This is a genomic window from Stenotrophomonas maltophilia (genome assembly GCF_013464485.1).
Taxonomy (GTDB): domain Bacteria; phylum Pseudomonadota; class Gammaproteobacteria; order Xanthomonadales; family Xanthomonadaceae; genus Stenotrophomonas; species Stenotrophomonas maltophilia_AW.
This window is the reverse complement of the sequence record NZ_RAUX01000028.1, coordinates 38,800-56,818: the sequence shown is the minus strand read 5'-3', so window position 1 is coordinate 56,818 and position 18,019 is coordinate 38,800. Positions and strand designations below refer to the sequence as shown.

Below are 18,019 nucleotides of genomic sequence, written 5' to 3'. Positions count from 1 at the left end.
CCCGCGCGGTCAGCGGGCCGTCACCCGGGTGGCGACGGCCGGCAGGATATGGTGTTCGCTCAACGGTGCCAAGGGCAGGCCATGCGGCGGCTGCAGCGGTACCCAGGCCAGTTCGGCGATTTCGGTACGTGCCTGTGGCGTGCCGTCCACCCGCACCCACCAGGCCTGTGCCTGCACGCGATGGCCGGGCTCGTTCACCGCCCAGTCCTCGAACGTGCCCATCGCGATGGCGGTTTCGGCGCACAGCTGCACACCGAGTTCTTCATCCAGTTCGCGGGCCAGTGCCTGCAGCGGTGCTTCGCCGGCTTCGGGCTTGCCGCCCGGCTGGATGAAGCGGCTGGCGCCGTGCTTGCGCACCACCAGCGCCCGGCCGCGGTCATCCAGGATGACCGCGGCCACGATACGGATCGTGGCCGCGGCGTTGCTCACTTCAGGTTCTGCTCGAACAGCTTGAGGATGCGCTTGTACTGGTCCAGCCAGGAATCGGCGCGGACGTAGCCGTGTCGTTCCAGCGGGTACGGTGCGATCGACCAGTTGTCCTTGTGCAGTTCGATCAGGCGCTGGGTCAGGTTCACCGAGTCCTGGAAGAACACGTTGTCATCCATCATGCCGTGGGCGATCAGCAGGTTGTCCTGCAGGTTCTGCGCGTACTCGATCGGCGAGGACACGCGGTACGCCTCCGGATCGATGTCCGGGGTGTTGAGGATGTTGCTGGTGTAGCCGTGGTTGTACTGGTGCCAGTCCACCACCGGGCGCAGCGCGGCACCGGCCTTGAAGGTGCCCGGCGAGCGGAACAGCGCCATGAAGGTCATGAAGCCGCCGTAGGAACCGCCGTAGATGCCGGCGTGGTCGCGGTCACCCTGTTGGGTGTCGACCAGCCAGTCCAGGCCGTCCTTGTAGTCTTCCAGTTCCGGGTGGCCCATGTTGCGGTAGATCGCGGTGCGCCAGTCGCGGCCGTAGCCCTCGCTGCCGCGGTAATCCATGTCCAGCACGATGTAGCCCTTCTGCACCAGCAGGTTGTGGAACATCTGCTCGCGGAAGTAAGCCGGGTAGCGCTGGTGCACGTTCTGCAGGTAGCCGGCGCCGTGCACGAACATCACGATCGGGTACTTCTTCCCCGGTTCCTTGTTTTCCGGCTCGTAGTACTTGGCCCAGACCACGCCGGCACCGTGCTTGGACGGCACTGCCACCAGCTTCGGCTGGATCCACTGGCGCGCCTTGTAGTCGGCAGTGCGGGTGTCGGTCAGCACGCGTGCCTGGCCACCGGCACTGGGCAGCACGGCCAGCTGCGGCGGCAGGTAGGCGCCGGAGTAGCGCACCAGCAGCTGCTGGCCGTCCGGAGACAGCGAGAAGTCTTCCACGCCGTTGAGACTGGTCAACTCGCGCACCTGGCGGCTGCCGGTATCGACAGCGCAGACTTCGTAGTCATGCGGGGCCTGCTGGTTGCACAGGAAGTAGAAGCCCTTGCCATCGGCCGACGGCACCGGCGCCGAGGTTTCCCACCTGCCGCTGGTCAACGCCTGTGGCTTGGCAGTACCGGCCTGGGTGTACAGGTGCGAGAAGCCCGATTCCTCGGACAGCAGCCACAGCGTGCGGCCATCGGCCATCCAGCCGAAATCGTTGAAGCCCCAGTTGATCCAGCCGTTGTCGGTGAGGCGGTGGCGGTTCTGCACGCGGCCGTCGGCAGCGTTGACGCTGATGATCCAGCGGTCCTTGTTGTCGTTGGCACGCAGCATCACTGCGGCCTGCTGGCCGTCGGCGCTCCAGCGGATGCCGCCGCCCATGAAGTCGCTCATCACCTGCACGCTGCGTTCGCCCTTCAGCGCGTCCTTGCCGGCCTTGCGGCGCAGTTCGGCCAGCGGATCGGTGCTGATGCCCGGCAGGCCAGCCAGCGAGACCTTCTCGGCCTTGCCGGTGCGCACGTCCACGTACCACAGCGTGTGCGGCTCGAAGCCGTTGCGGCCGACGCGGGTGCGGGTGTCCTCGGTTTCCTCGTAACCTGACTCGGTCACGTACAGCGGCATCTTGCCGCCACGGCCGTCGTCGAAGTCCTTCGGCTTGGTCACCACGATCAGGTGAGTCAGGTCCGGCGACAGCACGCTGTCGGCGATCTCCACGTCGGTGCCCAGGTACACCGGGCCCGGCGCGCGGGTCGGGTCGGCCTGGCGCCAGCGCTGGTCCTGGTCCTTCAGTGCTTCGCGCTGGTCGCGGTCGCGGCGCAGGGTTTCCAGCGTGCGCAGCTGCTGGTCGCGCAGTACGTCGGCCTTCGGTGCCGTACGCGGATCCTTCTCGGCCTTCAGGCTGGCCACCTGCTGCACGCCGCTGGCGGCGGTCCAGTGGAACCAATTCTGGCCGACGCGCCAGATCACGCCGTTGTCGGCGGCGAAGTTCACGTTGCCTGCGCGCTCGTTGCTGCGGGTCAGCTGGGTCAGCGCACCGCTGCGCAGGTCGCGCACGAACACATCGCCATTGCGCACGAAGGCGCTGCGGCTGCGGCTGCGGTCGTAGACAGGCTCGGCCACGTCCAGGGTGCCGCGCTGGTCATCGGCCACCTGCGCGGCCACGCCACCGGCCACCGGCTGGCGGAAGGTATCGCGCACCGGGCTGCCGTTGCGCTTGAGCTGGTACTCCACCTGCTGGCTGTTCCACGACCACCAGGCTTTCTCGACCGGCGGACCGATCCAGTCCGGATCGGCCATGGCCTGCTCGATGGTGATCGGCGTGGGCGCAGCATGCGCGGCCGGTGCGGCCAGCACGGCCGACAGCAGGAGGGACAGGGGCAGCACTCGGGACATGGGCGGACGGCACCGGAAAAGGAAACCGGCCAAGCGTAGCAGTCGCCCAGCCCTGGGGCAGGGGCCACAGGTCATGGCAGCGGAATCGGCAAAATGCTGCAACCGGTTGCCGGGGTTGCGCATCCATTCTCCTGAACCCGCATCATCCACCGAACAGGAGCCCGACCATGCAGGAACTGATCCCGATCACCCTCTTCATCTGCATCGCCTACGCGATCCATGCCATCGCCGATGCACGGGCGCGCAGCAAGCTGGTGGCGCCCCATGTACCCGAGGAAGTCATCCGCTCGCTGGCCGTATTGGAAGAAGAGCGTCGCCGCCAGGGCGCGCTGCGCTGGGGCATCAGCCTGGTCAGTCTGGCTGTGGCAATGGGCCTGCTGGAGGCGATCGGTGCACGTGAGCTGACCTTCGGCGCTGCCGCTGCGATGGTCGGCAGTGCCGGCCTCGGCCAGCTGCTGGCCTGGCACTTCACCCGTCCTGCCGCACGCAAGGGCTGAGCCAGGACATGCCACGGGCACAGGGGGCGCCCCGCGCATGAGCCTGCTCGGCGAAGTGCTGTCGGCATTGCGGGGGCGCCGCCGCGGCGTCCCTGCGGAGAGTGCACCGGGCGCGGATGACGACCGCGCCCTGGTCAGCGCCATCATCGATGGCTCGCAACCGGCCTTCGCGCAGCTGGTGCAGGCCCATCAACGTACCTGCGCGCATGTGATCGGACGCATGGTTGGCGACCGCGATCAGGTGGCCGATCTGCTGCAGGAAACCTTCCTGGCGGTGTTCCGCCAGCTGCACCGTTTCCGCTTCGAATCATCGCTGCGCACTTGGGTTTCGCGGGTGGCCTATACCACCGCGCTGCAGTACCTGCGGCGGCGACGGTTGGAAGCGCAATGGATGGTGGCAGTGGAGGTGCCCGAGGAACTGGGCGTCGGTGATGAAGGCCCTGGGCCGGCGGAACTGAGCGAGGCGTTGCAGGCCGGGCGTCAGCTGGGCGCGGCACTGGAACGGCTGAATGCACCGCAGCGGCTGATTGTCGGCCTGCACTACCTGGAGGATTTCGATCTGGCCGAGATCGAGCAGGTGACAGGGCTGGCGCGCGGTACCATCAAGAGCCACCTGCACCGCGCGCGCCAGGTCCTGAAGCAGGAACTGACGCGGCACGCCACCGCTGGAGAACTGTTGTGAACCCACCGACCGACTCCCGCGATGCGGACGAGCGCGCGCTGGCCCAGGCGTTGCATGAGCAGGCGCGGCAGGAAGAAACGCCTGATGTGAGCGAGGCGCTGCAGAAGCGCATTATCGCTGAGTCGCGCGACAGCGGTGTGGGCTATGTGGTGGTGCAGGTGGTGTTGTTGGGTGCGTTGGTGGCGGCAGCTGTCTGGTACTTCTGGAACTGAGGCGCCCTCCGGGCGGTGGGCTGCTCTAGTCGCTGTTGGTAGATGCCGACCTTGGTCGGCGTTTGGGCGTGTGTGCCAACCAAGGTTGGCAGCTACCAAAGTGGTTAATTCGTAGTGCTGGGCCATGCCTGGCAGGCCTTCTCGCCTGCGACAAAGTGAAGCAGCGCGTCACCCGGTCGCATCCCGGCTTAACGAAATACTCCTAAAGTGGTCCGGTATCCCACCGGTCGCAGGCAGGAGGCGTCCCTTGGACGCGTTGTTGTTGTCCCGGATCCAGTTCGGATTCGTCATCAGTTTCCACGTGCTGTTCCCCGCCTTCACCATCGGCACGGCCAGCTGGCTGGCCTTCATCGAATGGCGCTGGCTGCGCACGAAGTTGCCCGTGTGGCGCGAACTGTATTTCTTCTGGCAGAAGATCTTCGCGGTGTCGTTCGGCATGGGCGTGGTCAGCGGCATCGTCATGGCCTTCCAGTTCGGTACCAACTGGCCGCGGCTGAGCGAAGTGGCCGGCACGGTCATCGGCCCGCTGCTGACCTACGAAGTGCTGACCGCGTTCTTCCTGGAAGCCAGCTTCCTTGGTGTGATGATGTTCGGTTGGGGGCGGGTCTCGCCGCGCCTGCATTTCCTGTCCACCTGCATGGTGGCGCTGGGCACGCTGTTCTCCACGTTCTGGATCCTGTCGTCCAACAGCTGGCTGCACACGCCGGCCGGCTACGAGATGGTCAACGGCATCGTGCATCCGGTGGACTGGTGGCAGGTGGTGTTCAACCCCTCGTTCCCGTACCGGCTGGCGCACATGGCGCTGGGCTCGTTCATCACCACCTGTTTCGTGATCGGTGGCGTAGGTGCGTGGTACCTGCGCAAGGGAACGCATGTGGAAGCGGGCCGACGCATGCTGATCGCGGCGGTGGCGTTCGCCGCACTGACCGTGCCGGTACAGATCTTCGTCGGCGACATGCATGGCCTGAACACGCTCAAGCATCAGCCGATGAAGATCGCGGCGATGGAGGCGCATTGGCATGAAACCAAGGAAGGCGAGGGCGTACCGCTGGTGGTGTTCGCGCTGCCGAACGAGAAGGAAGAGCGCAACGATTTCGAAGTGGCCATCCCGAAGCTGGGCAGCGTGATCCTCACCCATTCGCTGGACGGCACCTTCGATCCGCTTACCTCGGTTCCGGCCAGCGAGCGGCCGCCGGTGACGCCGGTGTTCTTCGCCTTCCGCATCATGGTCGGGCTGGGCACGCTGATGCTGCTGCTGGCCTGGGTGTCGGCTTTCCAGCTGTGGCGGAAGAAGCTGCTGGATTCACCGTGGCTGCTGCGCGGTTGGAACTGGATGCTGCCCAGCGGCTTCATCGCGCTGCTGTCGGGTTGGTTTGTCACCGAGATGGGCCGCCAGCCGTGGGTGGTACATGGCGTGCTGCGCACCGCTGATGCGGTCGGCCCGCAGAGTGCATGGATGACCGCGCTGTCGCTGGGTGTCTACGTGGTCGGCTACGCGTTCGTGTTCGGCTGGGGCATCTGGTACCTGGTGAAGATCCTGCGCCATGGACCGCAGCCGTATGCAGAAGGACCATCGCTGGACCACGGCAGCCACACCCCCGCGCGCCCGCTGTCGGCGGCCGACGAACCGCTGGAGGAGCGCTGACATGGACCTGATGACCTGGCTGCCGGTGGCATGGTTCGCGGTGATCGGCTTCGGCGTGCTGATGTACGTGGTGCTGGACGGCTTCGTGCTCGGCATCGGCATCCTCGCCCCGTTCGCCGAGGACGAGGACCAGCTGGACCTGATGATGAACACCGCCGCGCCGATCTGGGACGGCAACGAGACCTGGCTGGTGCTGGGCGGCGCCGGCCTGCTGGCGGCGTTCCCGAAGGCGTATGCGGTGCTGCTGTCTGCGCTGTACCTGCCGGTGCTGCTGCTGGTGGTGGCGCTGGTGTTCCGCGGCGTGGCGTTCGAGTTTCGCTTCAAGGCGCATCGTTCGCGAGGGCTGTGGAGCGTGGCGTTCGGCCTCGGTTCGCTGCTGGCGACCTTCGCCCAGGGCGTGATCCTCGGCACCCTGGTGCAAGGCATCCCGCTGGTGGACGGTGTCTATCAGGGCGGGCCGTTCGCCTGGTTCAGCCCGTTCGCGATGCTGACCGGCGCCGCGCTGGTGGCCGGCTACGCGCTGCTGGGCAGCACCTGGCTGATCCTGAAGACCGAAGGGCGCGTGCAGGCGCTGGCGCGGCAGATGACCCGGCCGCTGGTGGTGGCGGTGATCGCGGCGATGGGCCTGGTCAGCAGCTGGCTGCCGTTCCTCGATTCGCGGTTGATGGATCGCTGGTTCAGCGACGGCAACTTCTGGTGGCTGTCGCCGGTGCCGCTGCTGACCCTGGCGGTAGCCGCCGCGCTGTGGCGTAGTGCCACCCACCCGCGCCGTGACCTGCCGCCGTTCCTGCTCAGCCTGGCCCTGTTCGTGCTCGGCTTCCTCGGCCTGGTGCTGGGCATGTGGCCTTATCTGCTGCCACCGTCGATGACCCTGTGGCAGGCGGCGGCGCCGGCGTCTTCGCTGGGCTTCACGCTGGTCGGGCTGGTCATTCTGTTGCCGGTCATCCTCGGCTATACAGCCTGGTCCTACCGGGTATTCCGCGGCAAGGTGCACGCCGACACCGGTTACCACTGATCGATTGACATCGGGGCCGGCTGTTGCCGGGGCCCGCGTTGGGGAATGTGAAACCTGCACACCCTGCGCGGGACGTGCTAGCGTGCGCTCCTTTCCGGCGGCCAGGGGGGCAGCCGGCGACGTCCTGGACGGACGCACGGCTGCAGGAATGGGGGGCCGCCGCGCGTCGCCGTAATGGCTCGTGCCTATCGGTCTCCCATTGAAACACCAACGCTAAATGATCGAATTCTCCATCGTCGACTGGGCCGCGTGGGCGCCCGGCCTGAGCGAGCGCAGCCAGTGGCTGGGCTGGGCCGATGCGCCCTACCTGCCGCATGGCGGGGATACGCCGGCACTGGCGGAGGTTCCGGCAATGCAACGCCGTCGCATCGAGCGCTTGGGCCGCATGGCGATCCAGGCCGCGTGCTGGAGCGAGGACGGGCAGGGCGCCGACAGCGACGTGCCGCTGGTGTTCGCCAGCCGCCATGGTGACGTCGCCCGCTCGATGGACCTGCTGGGCGCGCTGGTGGCCGATCAGCCGTTGTCGCCGACCGGATTTGGCCTGTCGGTGCATAACGCGATCGCCGCGCTGTACTCCATCGCCCGCGGCCATCGCGGTAATTACCTGGCGTTGGCTGCCGGCCAAGCCACGGTCGAAGCTGCGTGCCTGGAGGCCGTCGGCCTGCTGGCCGATGGCGCCCGCGAGGTGCGGGTGGTGGTCTACGAATCCCCGCTTCCTGAGATTTACACGACGTTCGCAGACGAACCCGACCCGTTCTTTGCGTGGTGCTGGCGGCTGGCCGCGCCCGCCGCAGGCCACCCGACTCTTTCTCTGCAGTGGCAGCCGGCCGAAGAACAGGCTGCTTCTGCGCCGGGCCTGCTGCCCCATGCGCTGAACCTGCACCGCTTCCTGTTGTCCGGCGCGCCGGCGCTGGAGCACGTGGCCCACGGCCAGCGCTGGCGCTGGGGCCGCCGTGAGTGAGTTGCTGCGCCGCCTCGATCACGCCTGGCGGGTGTTCGGCACCGGCCTGAGCTTTGCTGCGTTTGGCCTCGGCGGGTTGCTGCTCGGCGTCCTGGTGATGCCGGTACTGCTGCTGATGCAGGACCCGGTGGCCCGTCGCCGGCGCGCCCGGCGCGTGGTCCAGGCCGCTTTTGCCAGCCATGTCCGGCTGATGTGCCGGCTCGGAGTGATGACCCTGCAGATCGAAGGCCGGGAACGCCTGCAGCGCGACGGTTTGCTGGTTCTGGCCAATCACCCGACCCTGATCGACGTGGTCTGCCTGATTTCGTTGCTGCCCAACGCCGATTGTGTGGTCAAGCGGGCCGTGGCCTGCAACCCGTTCATGCGTGGTCCGGTACGGGCGGCCGGCTACATCTCCAACGATGATGGCGCTGGTCTGGTGGACGACTGCGTAGCCGCGGTACAGGCCGGCGGCACCCTGGTGATCTTCCCGGAAGGCACCCGCAGCGTGCCCGGACAGCCGCCGCGGCTGCAGCGCGGGGCCGCCAACATTGCCGTCCGGGGCTGCCTTGACATCACTCCGGTGCGGATCACCTGCACCCCGCCAACGTTGACCAAGGGGCAGAAGTGGTATCGTGTCCCGTCACGTCGCTTTCACGTTCGGCTGCAGATCGGCGAAGATATCCCGATCGCGCCCTTCCTGGCCGATGACGACTCGCCCAGGGGGGATGCCTTGGCGGCACGTCGCGTCACCGAGCACCTTTCTCGTTATTTCGACCTGTCTGGAGATCCGAACCGTGCAAGCACTTGAGCACGAGATCAAGGAATTGATCATTTCCTCCCTTTCGCTGGAGGACATCACGCCGGAGGACATCGATCCGACCGCGCCGCTGTTCGTCGAGGGCCTTGGCCTGGATTCGATCGACGCGCTGGAGCTGGGACTGGCGCTCCAGAAGAAGTACGGTGTCAGCCTCTCGGCCGATTCGGAAGAAACCCGTCGCCATTTCTCCAGCGTGCGTGCGCTCGGCGAGTTCGTCGCCGCCCGCCAGTCGTAACGGTGCCCGGAATTGCCATGACCAAGAATGAACTGTTCGAACGCATCGTCAGCATCCTGACCGACAGCTTCGAGATCGAAACCGCCCGCATCACACCTGAGGCGCGCCTGTATGACGACCTGGACATCGACAGCATCGATGCGGTGGACCTGATCGTCCAGCTCAAGCCGCTGCTTGGCCGCAACCTGCAGCCGGAGGCCTTCAAGGCCGTGCGCACCGTGCAGGACATCGTCGATGTCGTGCACAGGCTGCTGCCGGATCAGGCAGCCGCCTGACCGCAGCGCTGGCGGCTCCACCATGGCACGCGCACGCACGGTCGTGGTGGCTGCGATTTCGCTGGCCTACCCGGTGCTGGTGTACCTGGCCATGGGCCGCTTCGAGCCACGCTGGCTGTCGCTGCTGCTGTTCACCCTGGCCCTGCTGCGCGCGCTGAGTACGCGTCAGCCGCTGTGGTGGGCCGCGGCCGCGGGCACCGGCCTGCTGGCGGTGCTGGCCACCGTGCTCAACCAGGCCCTGCCGCTGAAGCTGTACCCGGCGTTGGTCAACGCGGTGATGCTGGCGGTGTTCGGCACCAGCCTGCGTTTCGGCCCGCCGCTGGTGGAACGCCTGGCACGGCTGCAGGAACCGGACCTGCCCCCGTTCGCGGTGGCCTATACCCGCCGCGTCACCCAGGTGTGGTGCGGCTTCTTCGTTCTCAACGGCAGCCTGGCCCTGCTGACCGCGCTGTACGCGTCGGACCGGGTCTGGATGCTCTACAACGGATTGTTGGCGTACGTGATGATGGGCGTGTTGTTCGCAGGTGAGTGGCTGGTGCGGCGGCGGGTGAAGGCGGCGCACGCGCATGGCTGAGTGGATTGCCCTGGACCGGCTGCTGGTGGAGGCGCGGCCGCAGCGCAGCGTTGGCGTCTGCGATGGCGAGGTGATCGACCACGCCCGCTTCCGCCAGCGCGTGCTGGCCTGGCGCGCCGCATTTGGGGCCGCCGAAGGCCGTGACTGGGCCCTGTACTTCGAAGATGCCGTGGCCTTTGCCGCTGCGTTGTTCGGTGCCTGGCATGCCGGCAAGCGGGTGTTCCTGGCCGCCGACAACCTGCCGGCCACGCTGCAGGCGCTGCAGCCACAGGTGAGCGGTTTCGCCGGCGATGTTTCCGCCGACCACCGGCCGCTGGTGGCGCTGGACGCTGCACCGGACTACGAACTGCAGGTGCTGGACGAGCGCGCCTGCGAGCTGTGCGTGTTCACCTCCGGCAGTACCGGCCAGCCGAGCGCGATCAGCAAACGCATGGACCAGCTGGCGCGCGAGGTGGATGCGCTGCAGGCCGCGTTCGGCGCGCAGCTGGAAGGCGTGCAGGTGCACGGCACGGTGTCCCACCAGCACATCTACGGCCTGCTGTTCCGCGTGCTGTGGCCGCTGGCCGCCGGCCGCCTGATCCATCCGCGCCGGTTCTTCCACGAAGACCTGGTGGGCGCGCTGGCCGCCACCGATACGGTGCTGGTGGCGACCCCGGCCCACCTCAAGCGCCTGCCCGAACAGCTCGACTGGGCCAGCCTGCATGGCCGCCTGCGCGCGGTGTTCTCCTCCGGTGGCCCACTGCCGGAAGAAGCGGCGCGGCAGGTGCGGCAGTGGCTGGGCGTGGCACCGACCGAGGTTTACGGCAGCAGCGAGACCGGTGGTATCGCCTGGCGCCGCTGGGACACCGATCTGCCGCCGTGGCAGCCGCTGCCGGGCGTGCAGTGGCGCATCGAGGACGGCTGCCTGGCCGTCGCCTCGGCGCATCTCGAAACCCTCGACTGGTGGCGCACCCAGGATCGCGTGGAAGCGCTGGCCGATGGCCGCTTCCGCCTGCTGGGCCGTGCCGACCGCATCGTCAAGATCGAAGAGCGCCGCGTTTCGCTGGATGCGCTGGAACGCGCGCTGCGCGAAGACGCCGAGGTGGATGACGTGCGCGTGCTGGTGCTGCAGGGCCAGCGCGAGCAGCTGGCGGCGGTGGTGGTGCCGGCCGACCGCGCGCTGCTGGACGGTGGCGATGCGGCGCGCCGCGCGCTCGGCCAGCGCCTGGGCGCGCGCCTGGCCTCTGCCCACGACGCGGTTACCCGGCCGCGCCGCTGGCGCCTGGTTCAGGCCTTGCCGATCAACGCGCAGGGCAAGGTGACCCAGGCCGCCCTGGCAGCGCTGTTCCAGCCATTGATGCCCGAACCGGTGTGGGACCAGCGCAGCGCGGACAGCGCCACGCTGCGCATGACCCTGGACCCGGCGCTGCGGCCGTTCCAGGGCCACTTCCCGCAGGCGGCGATCCTGCCCGGCGTGGCGCAGCTGGACTGGGCCGTGCGTTTTGGCCGCCAGGTGTTCAGGATGCCGGCCGGATTCCTGCGCATGGATGCGGTGAAGTTCCAGCATGTGGCCCGCCCGGGCGATGAGCTGACCCTGCAGTTGGACTGGGATGCCACACGCAATGTGCTGGCCTTCCGCTACACCTCCAGCCACGGTGTGCATGCCAGCGGCAAGGTGGTCTTCGCCGATGCGGACTGACTCGGCCGTTGCCGGTGCCGCGTTCGCGCCACTGGTGGTGATTCCCGTCTACGACCACGAGCACGCCATCGCGGCGGTGATCGACGGCGTGCAGGCCGCTGGCCTGCCGTGCCTGCTGGTCGACGATGGCTCGCATGAGGCGTGCGCGACTGCACTGCGTTCAATGGCACAACGACAGGGCGTCGATCTGCTGCGCCTGGACATCAACCAGGGCAAGGGCGGGGCGATGCTGGCCGGTTTTGCCGAAGCCGCTGCGGGTGGCTACAGCCACGTGCTGCAGATCGATGCCGACGGCCAGCACGATACCGCCGACCTGCCACGCTTCATCGAGGCGGCGCGTGCGCAGCCCGAGGCGGTGATCTGCGGCATTCCGGCCTACGACGCCAGCGTTCCGAAGGCGCGCCTGTACGGTCGTTACGCCACCCACATCTGGGTTTGGATCAACACGCTGTCGCTGCATCTGCGCGATACCATGTGCGGCTTCCGCGTGTATCCGCTGCCACCGGTGCTGCGCCTGATCGGCGAAGAGACCATTGGCCGGCGCATGGATTTCGACACCGAGATCATGGTGCGCCTGTACTGGCGGCAGCTGCCGGTCGAACACCTGGCCACGCGCGTGACCTATCCGTCCGATGGGGTGTCGCACTTCGATGTGTGGCGCGACAACGTGCGCATCAGCCGCATGCACACCCGCCTGTTCTTCGGCATGCTCTGGCGCGCGCCGCGCCTGCTGTGGCGCCGCCTGCGCGGGCAGGGTTGAGATGGCGACCGCGCACGACGCCCCGCACTGGGCCGACATCGGCGAGTCCACCTCGGTGGCCGGCGTGCTGTTCCTGTGCTGGGTGCACCGCTGGTTCGGGCGCTGGCCGTTCCGCCTGTGCGTGTGGCCGGTGGTGACCTGCCACTGGCTGGGCAACCGTGTCGGCCGCCAGGCCTCGATGCAGTACCTGCAGCGCCTGCAGGCGCACAGCGGCGTGCTCGGCCGCGCACCCACGCGGCGCGACAGCCTGCGCCACTTCTTCGCCTTCGCCGACACGATGCTGGACAAGATCCTCGGCCTGGGCGGGCGCTACCCGCCCGAACGCATCCACCTGCACCGCGACCTGGTGCTGGACAAGATCGCGCGCCGCGAAGGCGGTCTGATCCTCACCGCACACATCGGCTGCCTGGAACTGTGCCAGGTGCTGGCCGAGCAGGTGCCGGGGTTCCGCATCACCGTGCTGGTGCACACCGCGCATGCGCAGCGCTTCAACCGCCTGCTGCAGAGGCTGGACCCGCTGGCAGCGGTGGAGCTGGTGCAGGTCACCGAAATGGGACCGGCCACCGCGGTGATGCTGGCCGAGCGCGTGGCGGCCGGTGGCTTCGTCGCCATCGTCGGCGACCGCACGCCGGTGCAGGGCGGCCGCAGTGTCACCGCCGATTTCCTCGGCCATCGCGCGCCGTTCCCGATCGGCGCCTATGTGCTGGCCGCCGCGCTGGGCTGCCCGGTCTACACCATGGCCTGCCTGCACCAGGGCGAAGGCTATCGCGTGGCGTTTGAACAGTTCGCCGAGCGCATCGTGCTGCCGCGTGGCTCACGCGATGCGGCACTGGCCGAACAGGCACAGCGCTTCGCGCGCTGGCTGGAACTCCAGGTCATCCAGTCCCCGTTGGACTGGTTCAATTTCTTCCCCTTCTGGGATCAGGCTCCGCATGACGACTGACGCCGTACCCGCGTGCCGCTTTGGCGATGCACCGTTGACCATCGAAGACGTGGTTGCCCTGGCCCAGCGCCAGTGCGAGGCCGCACTGAGCGAGGCGCCGACGTTCCGCGCGCATATCCAGCGCGGCGCCGATTTCCTCGACCGACTGCTGCGCGAGGACGGCGTGATCTACGGTGTGACCACCGGCTACGGCGACTCGTGCACGGTGAACATCCCGCCGGCGCTGGTGGCCGAGCTGCCACACCATCTGTACACCTACCACGGCTGCGGCCTGGGTCGTTACCTGGACCCGGTCGAGACCCGCGCGGTGCTGGCGGCGCGCCTGGCGTCGCTGGTGCGCGGCATGTCCGGTGTCAGTGTGCCCCTGCTGGAAGGCCTGGCCACGCTGCTGCAGCACGACGTGCTGCCGATGATTCCGGCCGAGGGCTCGGTCGGTGCCAGTGGCGACCTGACCCCGCTGTCCTACGTGGCCGCCGTGCTGTGCGGTGAGCGCGAGGTACTGTTCGATGGCCAGGTGCAGCCGGCCGGCCCGGTGCTGGCGAAGATCGGCATGACGCCGCTGAAGCTGCGGCCGAAGGAAGGCCTGGCGATCATGAACGGCACCGCGGTGATGACCGGCCTGGCCTGCCTGGCCTGGCGGCGCGCCGACTACCTGGCGCGCATGGCCACGCGCCTGACCGCGTTCAACGTGCTGGCCAGCGACGGCAACGCGCACCACTTCGACCAGACCCTGTTCGCGGCCAAGCCGCACCCGGGCCAGGGCCGCATCGCCGCGCGCCTGCGCAGCGACCTGCACAGCGAGCGCCCGCCGCGCAATGAACAGCGCCTGCAGGACCGCTATTCGCTGCGCTGCGCGCCGCATGTGATCGGCGTGCTGGAGGACTGCCTGCCGTTCCTGCGCCAGCTGATCGAGACCGAGCTGAACAGCGCCAACGACAATCCGCTGATCGACGCCGACGGCGAGCGCATCCTGCATGGGGGCCACTTCTACGGCGGCCACATCGCGCTGGCGATGGACACCCTGAAGAACACCGTGGCCAATGTTGCCGATCTGCTCGACCGGCAGCTGGCACTGGTGGTCGATGCCCGCTACAACCACGGCCTGCCGGCCAACCTGTCGGCGGCCACCGGCCCGCGCGCGGCCATCAACCATGGCCTGAAGGCGCTGCAGATCAGCGTGTCGGCGTGGACAGCCGAAGCGCTGAAGCAGACCATGCCGGCCTCGGTGTTCTCGCGTTCCACCGAGTGCCACAACCAGGACAAGGTCAGCATGGGCACCATCGCCGCGCGCGACTGCCTGCGCGTGATCGAGCTGACCGAGCAGGTGGTGGCGGCGATGCTGATTGCCGCGCGCCAGGGCCTGGCCCTGCGCGAGCGGGTTGGCCTGAATGCGCAGCTGCATGGCAGTCTGGCCGACATGTACGCCGACCTGGGGCAGCGCATCGCCCTGGTCGAGGAAGACCGCGCGCTGGATCGCGAACTGCGGGAACTGCTGGTGGAGATCCGCGCGCAACGTTGGGAGCTGTATGCCGGTGAATGAGGCTATTGAACGGGTTGGCGAGATTGCGTTGACACCCGCCTTCCATGACTGCGACCCGATGAACGTGGTCTGGCATGGCCACTACTTCAAGTACTTCGAGATTGCGCGCTGCGCGCTGCTCGGCCGCTACGACTATGACTACCCGCAGATGCTCGAATCGGGCTACCTGTGGCCGGTGGTCGACGCGCGCGTGAAGTACGTGCGCCCGCTGTTGTTCAACCAGGCCCTGCGCGTGGTCGCGCGCATTGTGGAATGGGAGAACCGGCTGAAGATCGAGTACGAAATCCTCGATGCGGAAAGCGGCCAGGTGCTGACCCGTGCGATGACCATCCAGGTTGCGGTGGACGCGGCCAGCAAGGAAATGCAGTACCAGTGCCCGCCGGTACTGTGGGAACGCCTGGGAGTGCCTGCGCCGTGACGATGCTTGCCCGTGTTTCGAGCGTGCTGCTGTGTGTGTTGCTGCTGCTGGCCGTTCCGCGTGTACAGGCGGCCGACCCCGCCATCGACGCGATCACCCAGACGGTGGCGCGGCCGGACGTGCTGCGCGGCCAGTTCAGTCAGGAAAAACAGGTCAGCGGCTTCAAGAACCCGCTGCGCTCGCAGGGCCGGTTCGTGGTCGCGCGCCAGCACGGCGTGATCTGGACCACGCTCAAGCCCTTCCCTTCTGAAGTGGTGGTCACTGCCGACCGCATCCTCAGCCGCCAGCGCGATGGCAGCACCCGCGTCGAGCTCGACGCGCGGCAGCAGCCGGCGATGCGTTCGGTCAACGCGATCATGTTCGCGCTGATGAGCGGCGACGTGCAGGCGCTGTCCAGCCAGTTCAACGTTGCCGCCAGCCGCGAAGGGCAGGCCTGGCGCCTGCGCCTGACACCGAAGTCGGCAATGCTGGCCAAGGCCTTCGAATCGCTGACCCTGCAGGGCGACCGCTATGTGCGCCAGGTGGAGATCGTCGAGGCCAACAAGGACCGCACGCAGATCCAGTTCAGTGCATTGAGCACCGCGCCGGCGACGCTGGATGCCGACGAGGCGCGCCGCCTTGAGTGACGCGCTGGCGGTGAACGCACCCGACCGGCTGCGGCGCTGGTGGCATTGGCTGGGAATGGCCTGGCTGGTGCTGCTGCTGGCGCTGGGCGCGCAGCAGTGGCACCTGTGGAGCCAGCAGTCGCGGATCGACACCGACATCCTCGCGTTGCTGCCGCAGGATGCGCATGACCGCCTGTTGAGCGACGTGACCCGGCGCATCGCCGACGGTAGTTCGCGGCAGGTGGTGGTGCTGCTTGGCAGCAAGGACAGCGCGGCCGCCAAGCGCGCGCAGGCGGCCTTTGCAGCGGCCATGGCCAAGGACGCCGACCACGCCTTGTTGGTACCCAGTGGTTCGATCGAAGGCTGGTTCGATGAGGCACGTGCGTTTTACGCGCCGTACCGCGACCGCCTGCTGACACCGGCCCAGCGCGAGCAGCTGCAGCGCAGTGAACCGGGCGCGTTGGCCGAGCAGGCGCTGGCCGCGCTGTATGGGCTGATGGGCGCGCCGCGCCTGACCGACTGGCGACAGGACCCGCTGTCGCTGTGGCCGCAGTGGTGGCAGCAGCAGGCGCAGGGTTCGGGCCTGCGGTTGGGCGATGACGGCCTGCTGGAAGCAGAAGGCAAGCATTGGGCGGCATTGCAGTTCGATACGCCGGGCTCGGCGTTCCAGCTCGATGGCGAGCGCCATCTTGATGGCCTGCTGGAACGTGCCGGAAAGGCCGCCAAAGCGGCCGCGCCGGAGCTGGAAATCCTGCATGCCGGTGTGCCGCTGCACGCCGAAGCCGCTGCCGTACAGGCCAACCGGGAGATCAACACCATCGGCTGGGGCTCGCTGGCGGCGGTGCTGCTGCTGGTGTGGCTGGCCTTCCGCTCGCTGCGCCCGATCCTGCTGGTGGCCGCCTCGCTGCTGATCGGCTGCGGCGTGGCACTGGCGGTGACCGTGCTGGTGTTTGGCAAGGTGCACGTGCTGACCCTGGTGTTCGGTGCATCGCTGGTTGGCGTGGCCGAGGACTATGGCATCCACTGGTTTGCGTCGCGCCAGGCCGAACCGGCCGATCGCCGCTGGAAACTGCTGCGGCATCTGCTGCCCGGCCTGTGGCTGGCCCTGCTGACCAGCGCGCTGGCCTACCTCGCGTTGGGCCTGGCCCCGTTCCCAGGCCTTCGCCAGATGGCGCTGTTCTCGGTGGTGGGCCTGGCCGCGGCTTTCCTCACGGTGATCTTCTGGTTCCCGTGGCTGGATGGCGGCGAGATCCGCCAGACCCGTTTCTCGCAGTGGCTGGGCAACACGCTGGAGCGCTTCCCGCGCCTGCACGGCCGCCGCCCGGTGGCGATCTTCGTGGTGGCCGCGCTGGCGTTGTCCGCGGTGGGCATCGCGCGCCTGCAGAGCAACGACGACCTGCGCAGCCTGCAGTCGTCGCCGCCGGCGCTGATGGCCCAGCAGATCCGCCTGAGCCAGCTGCTGGGCATGCCCAGCCCGGCGCAGTTCTACCTGGTGCAGGGCAGTGACGCCGCACAGCTGCTGCAGCGCGAGGAAGCACTGACCGAACGCCTGCGTGTACTGGCCAACGACAAGCGCATTGGTGGCTATCGCGCGATCAGCGATTGGCTGCCGTCGCCGGCGCGCCAGCAGTCCGATGCCGCGCTGACCGCGAAGGTGGAACCCGGCGTGCTGTCGGCCGTGTCCGAAGCCGTGGGCGAGCCGCTGCAGCGACCGCAGTTCGCCGCCGCGCCGCTCACCGCCGAAGCCTTCCTGGCCTCGCCGGCGTCGCAGCCGTTCCGTCACCTGTGGGTGGGTGAGGTCGGCGGGCTGATGATCAGCGTGGTGATGGTCGATGACCTGTCGCGCGCCGACGCGCTGGCCACGCTGGAAGGTGCCGCCGAAGGCCTGCCCGGCGTGCGCTGGGTCGACCGCACGTCCGATTTCTCCAAGCTGCTGGGCCACTACCGCAAGCTGATGGGCGGGCTGCTGCTGGTCGGTATCGCGCTGGTGTTCGGCGCGCTGTGGCTGCGCTACCGCCGCCAGGCCTGGCGCGTGTTCGCGCCGACCCTGATTGCCGGTGCATTGACCCTGGGCCTGCTGGGCCTGTTCGGCCAGCCGCTGCAGCTGTTCAACGTGCTTGCGCTGATGCTGCTGCTGGGCATGGGTATCGACTACGGCATCTTCCTGATCGAGCACCGTGGCGATGCCAGCGCATGGCTGGCGGTGTGCGTGGGTGCGGCCAGTACCTGGCTGTCGTTCGGCCTGCTGGGCCTGTCGCAGACCCCGGCGCTGCGCGCGTTCGGCCTGACTCTGCTGTTCGGCATCGGCCTGGTCTGGCTGATCTCGCCGCTGTTCCGGCCGCCGCCACACGATCTGCCGCCAGCCTGAGCCCGCCTTCCACTTTT

At 68.1% G+C, this 18,019-nt stretch carries 19 protein-coding genes; 17 read left to right on the top strand and 2 right to left on the bottom strand.

Annotated features, from left to right (window positions below):
- Positions 1–9: 9 nt before the first annotated feature.
- Together D7Y61_RS12450 and D7Y61_RS12445 are read right to left on the bottom strand one after the other, a co-directional pair.
- Positions 10–429, bottom strand: coding sequence for an NUDIX domain-containing protein (locus tag D7Y61_RS12450; RefSeq protein WP_180866496.1), 420 nt, complete (start codon positions 427–429; stop codon positions 10–12).
- Positions 426–2,795: a S9 family peptidase gene (locus tag D7Y61_RS12445; RefSeq protein WP_180866495.1), complete on the bottom strand. Its 2,370-nt coding sequence runs from the start codon at positions 2,793–2,795 to the stop codon at positions 426–428. Before D7Y61_RS12445 ends, D7Y61_RS12450 begins: the two co-directional genes overlap by 4 nt.
- Before the next feature lie 167 nt (positions 2,796–2,962).
- On the opposite strand from D7Y61_RS12445, the gene D7Y61_RS12440 reads away from it, so the two are divergent.
- From D7Y61_RS12440 to D7Y61_RS12360, 17 genes are all read left to right on the top strand, one after another.
- The gene (locus D7Y61_RS12440) at positions 2,963–3,292 is read left to right on the top strand and encodes a hypothetical protein (RefSeq protein WP_010482336.1); all 330 of its coding nucleotides are present in this window, start codon (positions 2,963–2,965) and stop codon (positions 3,290–3,292) included.
- Positions 3,293–3,329: 37 nt separating this feature from the next.
- Positions 3,330–3,974, top strand: a complete 645-nt coding sequence (locus D7Y61_RS12435) for an RNA polymerase sigma factor (protein WP_180866494.1) — start codon at positions 3,330–3,332, stop codon at positions 3,972–3,974.
- On the top strand, positions 3,971–4,186 hold the full coding sequence (locus D7Y61_RS12430) for a hypothetical protein (RefSeq protein WP_180866493.1): 216 nt from the start codon (positions 3,971–3,973) through the stop codon (positions 4,184–4,186). The genes D7Y61_RS12435 and D7Y61_RS12430 overlap by 4 nt, the downstream gene beginning before the upstream one ends.
- A gap of 247 nt (positions 4,187–4,433) precedes the next feature.
- A complete protein-coding gene (locus tag D7Y61_RS12425; RefSeq protein ID WP_180866492.1) occupies positions 4,434–5,831 on the top strand; it encodes a cytochrome ubiquinol oxidase subunit I in 1,398 nt (465 codons plus the stop codon).
- A gap of 1 nt (position 5,832) precedes the next feature.
- A complete protein-coding gene (gene cydB / locus D7Y61_RS12420) occupies positions 5,833–6,846 on the top strand; it encodes a cytochrome d ubiquinol oxidase subunit II (protein ID WP_180866491.1) in 1,014 nt (337 codons plus the stop codon).
- A gap of 217 nt (positions 6,847–7,063) precedes the next feature.
- Entirely contained in the window at positions 7,064–7,807 is a 744-nt protein-coding gene (locus tag D7Y61_RS12415; protein ID WP_180866490.1) for a beta-ketoacyl synthase chain length factor, read from the top strand.
- The gene (locus tag D7Y61_RS12410) at positions 7,800–8,597 is read left to right on the top strand and encodes a 1-acyl-sn-glycerol-3-phosphate acyltransferase (RefSeq protein ID WP_180866489.1); all 798 of its coding nucleotides are present in this window, start codon (positions 7,800–7,802) and stop codon (positions 8,595–8,597) included. The genes D7Y61_RS12415 and D7Y61_RS12410 overlap by 8 nt, the downstream gene beginning before the upstream one ends.
- Positions 8,584–8,841, top strand: coding sequence for a phosphopantetheine-binding protein (locus D7Y61_RS12405; protein WP_005411610.1), 258 nt, complete (start codon positions 8,584–8,586; stop codon positions 8,839–8,841). The genes D7Y61_RS12410 and D7Y61_RS12405 overlap by 14 nt, the downstream gene beginning before the upstream one ends.
- Before the next feature lie 17 nt (positions 8,842–8,858).
- A complete protein-coding gene (locus D7Y61_RS12400; RefSeq protein ID WP_006402206.1) occupies positions 8,859–9,116 on the top strand; it encodes an acyl carrier protein in 258 nt (85 codons plus the stop codon).
- 22 nt (positions 9,117–9,138) lie between these two features.
- The gene (locus tag D7Y61_RS12395; RefSeq protein ID WP_012512473.1) at positions 9,139–9,690 is read left to right on the top strand and encodes a membrane protein; all 552 of its coding nucleotides are present in this window, start codon (positions 9,139–9,141) and stop codon (positions 9,688–9,690) included.
- Positions 9,683–11,368 (top strand): AMP-binding protein, encoded by a 1,686-nt coding sequence (locus tag D7Y61_RS12390; RefSeq protein WP_180866488.1) that lies wholly within the window; start codon positions 9,683–9,685, stop codon positions 11,366–11,368. The genes D7Y61_RS12395 and D7Y61_RS12390 overlap by 8 nt, the downstream gene beginning before the upstream one ends.
- A complete protein-coding gene (locus D7Y61_RS12385) occupies positions 11,358–12,128 on the top strand; it encodes a glycosyltransferase family 2 protein (protein WP_180866487.1) in 771 nt (256 codons plus the stop codon). The genes D7Y61_RS12390 and D7Y61_RS12385 overlap by 11 nt, the downstream gene beginning before the upstream one ends.
- A 1-nt stretch (position 12,129) precedes the next feature.
- The gene (locus D7Y61_RS12380) at positions 12,130–13,071 is read left to right on the top strand and encodes an acyltransferase (protein ID WP_107232614.1); all 942 of its coding nucleotides are present in this window, start codon (positions 12,130–12,132) and stop codon (positions 13,069–13,071) included.
- Entirely contained in the window at positions 13,061–14,611 is a 1,551-nt protein-coding gene (locus D7Y61_RS12375; protein WP_180866486.1) for an HAL/PAL/TAL family ammonia-lyase, read from the top strand. The genes D7Y61_RS12380 and D7Y61_RS12375 overlap by 11 nt, the downstream gene beginning before the upstream one ends.
- Complete coding sequence (locus D7Y61_RS12370) at positions 14,598–15,029, top strand: acyl-CoA thioesterase (RefSeq protein ID WP_180866485.1); 432 nt, start codon at positions 14,598–14,600, stop codon at positions 15,027–15,029. The genes D7Y61_RS12375 and D7Y61_RS12370 overlap by 14 nt, the downstream gene beginning before the upstream one ends.
- Before the next feature lie 2 nt (positions 15,030–15,031).
- A complete protein-coding gene (locus tag D7Y61_RS12365) occupies positions 15,032–15,655 on the top strand; it encodes an outer membrane lipoprotein carrier protein LolA (protein ID WP_180866539.1) in 624 nt (207 codons plus the stop codon).
- A complete protein-coding gene (locus tag D7Y61_RS12360; RefSeq protein WP_180866484.1) occupies positions 15,627–18,002 on the top strand; it encodes an MMPL family transporter in 2,376 nt (791 codons plus the stop codon). Before D7Y61_RS12365 ends, D7Y61_RS12360 begins: the two co-directional genes overlap by 29 nt.
- The last annotated feature ends 17 nt before the right edge of the window (positions 18,003–18,019 follow it).

What these genes read in the sequence shown, in the direction of transcription:
- D7Y61_RS12445 (WP_180866495.1), bottom strand. Translation starts at nt 2,795, where the DNA reads ATGTCCCGAGTGCTGCCCCTGTCCCTCCTGCTGTCGGCCGTGCTGGCC.
- D7Y61_RS12440 (WP_010482336.1), top strand. Translation starts at nt 2,963, where the DNA reads ATGCAGGAACTGATCCCGATCACCCTCTTCATCTGCATCGCCTACGCG.
- D7Y61_RS12435 (WP_180866494.1), top strand. Translation starts at nt 3,330, where the DNA reads ATGAGCCTGCTCGGCGAAGTGCTGTCGGCATTGCGGGGGCGCCGCCGC.
- cydB (WP_180866491.1), top strand. Translation starts at nt 5,833, where the DNA reads ATGGACCTGATGACCTGGCTGCCGGTGGCATGGTTCGCGGTGATCGGC.
- D7Y61_RS12415 (WP_180866490.1), top strand. Translation starts at nt 7,064, where the DNA reads ATGATCGAATTCTCCATCGTCGACTGGGCCGCGTGGGCGCCCGGCCTG.
- D7Y61_RS12400 (WP_006402206.1), top strand. Translation starts at nt 8,859, where the DNA reads ATGACCAAGAATGAACTGTTCGAACGCATCGTCAGCATCCTGACCGAC.
- D7Y61_RS12395 (WP_012512473.1), top strand. Translation starts at nt 9,139, where the DNA reads ATGGCACGCGCACGCACGGTCGTGGTGGCTGCGATTTCGCTGGCCTAC.
- D7Y61_RS12390 (WP_180866488.1), top strand. Translation starts at nt 9,683, where the DNA reads ATGGCTGAGTGGATTGCCCTGGACCGGCTGCTGGTGGAGGCGCGGCCG.
- D7Y61_RS12385 (WP_180866487.1), top strand. Translation starts at nt 11,358, where the DNA reads ATGCGGACTGACTCGGCCGTTGCCGGTGCCGCGTTCGCGCCACTGGTG.
- D7Y61_RS12380 (WP_107232614.1), top strand. Translation starts at nt 12,130, where the DNA reads ATGGCGACCGCGCACGACGCCCCGCACTGGGCCGACATCGGCGAGTCC.
- D7Y61_RS12375 (WP_180866486.1), top strand. Translation starts at nt 13,061, where the DNA reads ATGACGACTGACGCCGTACCCGCGTGCCGCTTTGGCGATGCACCGTTG.
- D7Y61_RS12370 (WP_180866485.1), top strand. Translation starts at nt 14,598, where the DNA reads ATGCCGGTGAATGAGGCTATTGAACGGGTTGGCGAGATTGCGTTGACA.
- D7Y61_RS12365 (WP_180866539.1), top strand. Translation starts at nt 15,032, where the DNA reads ATGCTTGCCCGTGTTTCGAGCGTGCTGCTGTGTGTGTTGCTGCTGCTG.
- D7Y61_RS12360 (WP_180866484.1), top strand. Translation starts at nt 15,627, where the DNA reads ATGCCGACGAGGCGCGCCGCCTTGAGTGACGCGCTGGCGGTGAACGCA.